Annotated in this window: 2 protein-coding genes; both read left to right on the top strand. The window is 60.4% G+C overall.

Annotated elements, in window-relative coordinates; translation table 11 throughout:
* The first annotated feature begins 300 nt into the window (after positions 1–300).
* A complete protein-coding gene (gene rapA, locus LG30_RS0117940) occupies positions 301–3,168 on the top strand; it encodes an RNA polymerase-associated protein RapA (RefSeq protein ID WP_033132063.1) in 2,868 nt (955 codons plus the stop codon).
* Positions 3,169–3,294: 126 nt separating this feature from the next.
* The gene (gene rluA / locus LG30_RS0117935; RefSeq protein WP_033132062.1) at positions 3,295–3,963 is read left to right on the top strand and encodes a bifunctional tRNA pseudouridine(32) synthase/23S rRNA pseudouridine(746) synthase RluA; all 669 of its coding nucleotides are present in this window, start codon (positions 3,295–3,297) and stop codon (positions 3,961–3,963) included.
* The last annotated feature ends 102 nt before the right edge of the window (positions 3,964–4,065 follow it).

Here is a 4,065-nt window from a genome sequence, read left to right as displayed (position 1 = left end):
CCGCTTGCCCTGTCGATGGGGCGCATTATAGGGAGCTGAATCAGATTGGCAAGGGTGATTTCGCATTAAATTCGAATCCCTGGCTCAACCGTTCATTAATCACCCGAAATGATGATTAAGTCCACAACGGGAGACTCTAGTGAGAAGAAGTAGTCTTGATTTACAAGGTGGCACTGTCGGCAGATCAAGGTTGCATCGAATTGGTTTCCCGATCGCTATTAGCATGGTGATCGAGATCCCGCCTTCGGGTAACATAGCGCCCCTTTGCGATTCTCACACTCTTGGGCTTTGGAGAGTTTAATGCCTTTTGCACTTGGCCAGCGTTGGATTAGTGATACAGAGACGGATCTGGGGTTGGGAACTGTCGTTGCTGTTGAAGGACGCATGGTTACCCTGTTGTTTCCGGCTACCGGTGAAAACCGCATGTATGCCAAAGAAGAGGCGCCGGTTACCCGGGTCAGCTTCAATGTGGGCGACCAGATAGCCAGTCATGAAGACTGGACCATGCTGGTTGAAGAAGTGCAGGAGAAGGATGGGCTGCTTATATATGTCGGTATCCGCACCGATAACGAGGAGCCCGTCGTCCTCAAAGAGGTGTTCCTCAGTAACTTCATCAAGTTCAACAAGCCGCAGGATCGCCTGTTTGCCGGTCAGATCGATCGGATGTCCCGTTTCACCCTGCGCTATGAAGCCCTGATCAACCAGCATCAGCGTCGCCGCAATCCGACCCGCGGTCTGGCCGGCGGCAAGGTCAGCCTGATCCCGCATCAGCTCTATATTGCCCACGAAGTGGGTCATCGCTATGCCCCGCGCGTGCTGCTGGCCGACGAGGTGGGTCTGGGCAAGACCATAGAGGCGGGCATGATCATCCATCAGCAACTGCTCTCTGGCCGTGCCCAGCGCGTGCTCATCCTGCTGCCGGAGACCCTGCAGCACCAGTGGTTGGTCGAGATGATGCGCCGCTTCAACCTGCACTTCTCCCTGTTTGACGAGGAGCGCTGCATCGAGGCCTTCGCCGACGCCGAAAATCCGTTCGAGACGGAGCAGCTGGTGATCTGCAGCCTCGACTTCCTGCGCAAGAAGCGCCGCCGCTTCGAGCAGGTGCTGGAAGCCGAGTGGGATCTGCTGGTCGTCGATGAGGCCCACCACCTGGAGTGGAGCGAAGAGGCGCCGAGTCGCGCCTACGAGATGGTGGAAGCCCTGGCCGAGCAGGTGCCGGGCGTCCTGCTGCTGACCGCCACCCCGGATCAACTCGGCCACCAGAGCCACTTTGCCCGTCTGCGCCTGCTCGATCCCGAACGTTTCTATGACTATGACGCCTTCCTCGCCGAGGAGCAGGCCTATGGCCAGGTCGCCAGCGCCGCGCAAGCCTTGTTGGCAGGCGAGCCTCTGAGCGATGAGGCCAGGCAGATCCTCGCCAGCCAGCTTGAAGGGCTGGACTTGAGCGATGCCGCTGCCCGTCAGCAGGCAGTCCATAAACTGCTCGATCAGCACGGTACCGGCCGGGTGTTGTTCCGCAACAGCCGCGCCAACATCCAGGGCTTCCCGGAGCGTCACCTCAATGTCTACCCCATGCCGCTGCCGGAGCAGTACAAGACCGCCATCAAGGTGATGGGCATGATGGGCGGCAACGGTGGCGATCTGCAGACCCGCGCCCTGCGCTACCTCTATCCGGAGAAGATCTTCCAGCAGTTCGAGGGAGACAACGCCAGTTGGACCCAGTTCGATCCTCGGGTCGACTGGTTGCTTGAGCTGCTGCTCGGCGCCCGTCAGCAGAAGGTGCTGGTGATCTGCTCCGAGGCCGCGACTGCCCTCGCGCTGGAAGAGGCGCTGCGTACCCGCGAGGGTATCCGCGGCACCGTATTCCACGAAGGCATGTCGATCCTGGAGCGGGACAAGGCTTCTGCCTATTTTGCCCAACAAGAGAGCGGCGCCCAGGTGCTGATCTGCTCCGAGATCGGCTCAGAGGGTCGCAACTTCCAGTTTGCCAGCCACCTGGTGCTGTTCGATCTGCCACTCAACCCGGATCTACTGGAACAGCGTATCGGCCGTCTCGATCGTATCGGTCAGCAGAACACCGTCGAGATCCACGTCCCCTATCTGGAAGGCACCGCCCAGCGCGCGCTGCTGGACTGGTATCACGATGGCCTGGATGCCTTCGAGCAGACCTGCCCCACCGCCCGCCCGGTATTTGAAGCCGTGCGCGAGGAGCTGTTCGAGCTGCTGGCCGCCAACGAGGGCGAACAGGCGGTGCTGGACGCCTTGCTGGCCAAGACCCGTGAACTGCACGAGCCGCTCAAGTCTCGCCTGGAACAGGGCCGCGATCGCCTGCTGGAAATTCACTCCAGCGGGGGCAATGCCGCCCGCGCCCTGGTCGACAAACTGACCGCCGAGGATGACGACACCGGCATGATCTCCTTTGCCCTCAAGATGTTCGACGAGATCGGCGTCAATCAGGATGACAGAGGCGAGCATGCGTTGGTACTGACCCCAGGCGATCACATGCTGGTGCCGAGCTTCCCGGGCCTGCCCCAGGATGGCATGACGGTCACCTTCGATCGCCCCATCGCCCTGGCGCGGGACGACATGGCGCTGCTCTCCTGGGAGCACCCCATCATGCGCGGCGGCATCGATCTGATCCTGGGTTCCGAGATTGGCGCGACCTCGGTCGCCCTGCTGAAGAACAAGGCACTGCCGATCGGTTCCATCTTGCTGGAGCTGATCTTCGTCGCCGAATCTGCCGCCCATCCCCAGCTCTATCGCTTCATGCCGCCGACCCCGATCCGGCTGCTGATGGACAAGAATGGCCAGAACCTCGGCGAGAAGGTAGCGTTCGATGCCTTCAACCGCCAGCTGACCCCGGTCAATCGCCACCTTGGCAGCAAGCTGGTCACAGCGTCCCAACCGGTGATCCACGGCCTGATCGGCAAGGGCCAGGTCATCGCCGAAGAGCTGAAGGCCGGCATAGTGGACAAGGCCCGTGGCCAGATGGCGCAGGCCCTGCAGCAGGATCTCGATCGGCTGGAGGCCCTCAAGGCGGTCAATCCGAACGTGCGCGACAGCGAACTGGAATATCTGCGCAACTTGCAGGCAGAATTGCACCACCTGATCGACCAGACCCAGCTCAAACTGGATGCCATCCGCTTTATCGTGGTTACCCATAACTGACAAGGTAGAGAAGGTGCATAACCGGATCGACAGCGACCCGATCCGGCTCAGGCCGGATGCCATGCACTTTATTTACCGTGGTCATCATAACTAAGTCACTGATGGGGCCTGCCCCTTGGATTAAAGATGCAAGACGCTACATTTGAATACTCACCGCCGCAGGAACCCTGGCTCGATATCCTGTTCAAGGACAAGGACATCATGGTGGTCAACAAGCCCACCGGCCTGCTCAGCGTCCCCGGGCGCGGGCCCGAAAATGAAGACAGCGTCCTGTATCGCGTCAAGCAGCAGCACCCCAAGGCGGCGGCGGCTCACCGCCTCGACATGTCCACCACGGGCGTTATCGTCATCCCCCTCACCCCGAACTCTCATCGGGAACTGAGTCGGCAATTTCGTGAACGGGAAACCGAGAAGCACTATCTCGCCTGGGTGTGGGGCGAGCCAGAAGCCGATTCCGGTCAGGTCGATCTGCCGCTTTGCGTGGACTGGCCCAACCGGCCGAAACAGAAGGTGGATTTCGAGGAGGGCCGCCATGCCCTGACCCTGTGGGATAAGCTGAAGGTGGAGAACGGCAATAGCCTGATCAAGCTGACCCCCATCACAGGGCGCTCGCACCAGTTGCGGGTCCACATGCTGGAGCTGGGTCACCCCATCCTGGGGGATAACCTCTATGCCCATCCCGAAGCTCTGGCGGCGGCTCCGCATCTTTATCTGCATGCGGCCATGCTGACCATCACTCATCCCCGTAGTGGCGAGCGAATGAGCTTCGAGGCGCCGGCCCCCTTCCCGCTCTAAGCCAGATGGCTGGCTTAGGACTTTGTCTAGTCCTGAAATAGGTTTACACATTTTCGTCTAGCTTCACGTGACTCAGAACCCCCGATGTACCGCATCGGGGGT

The organism is Aeromonas aquatica (assembly GCF_000764655.1).
GTDB lineage: Bacteria > Pseudomonadota > Gammaproteobacteria > Enterobacterales > Aeromonadaceae > Aeromonas > Aeromonas aquatica.
This window is presented reverse-complemented; position numbering and strand designations above follow the sequence as displayed.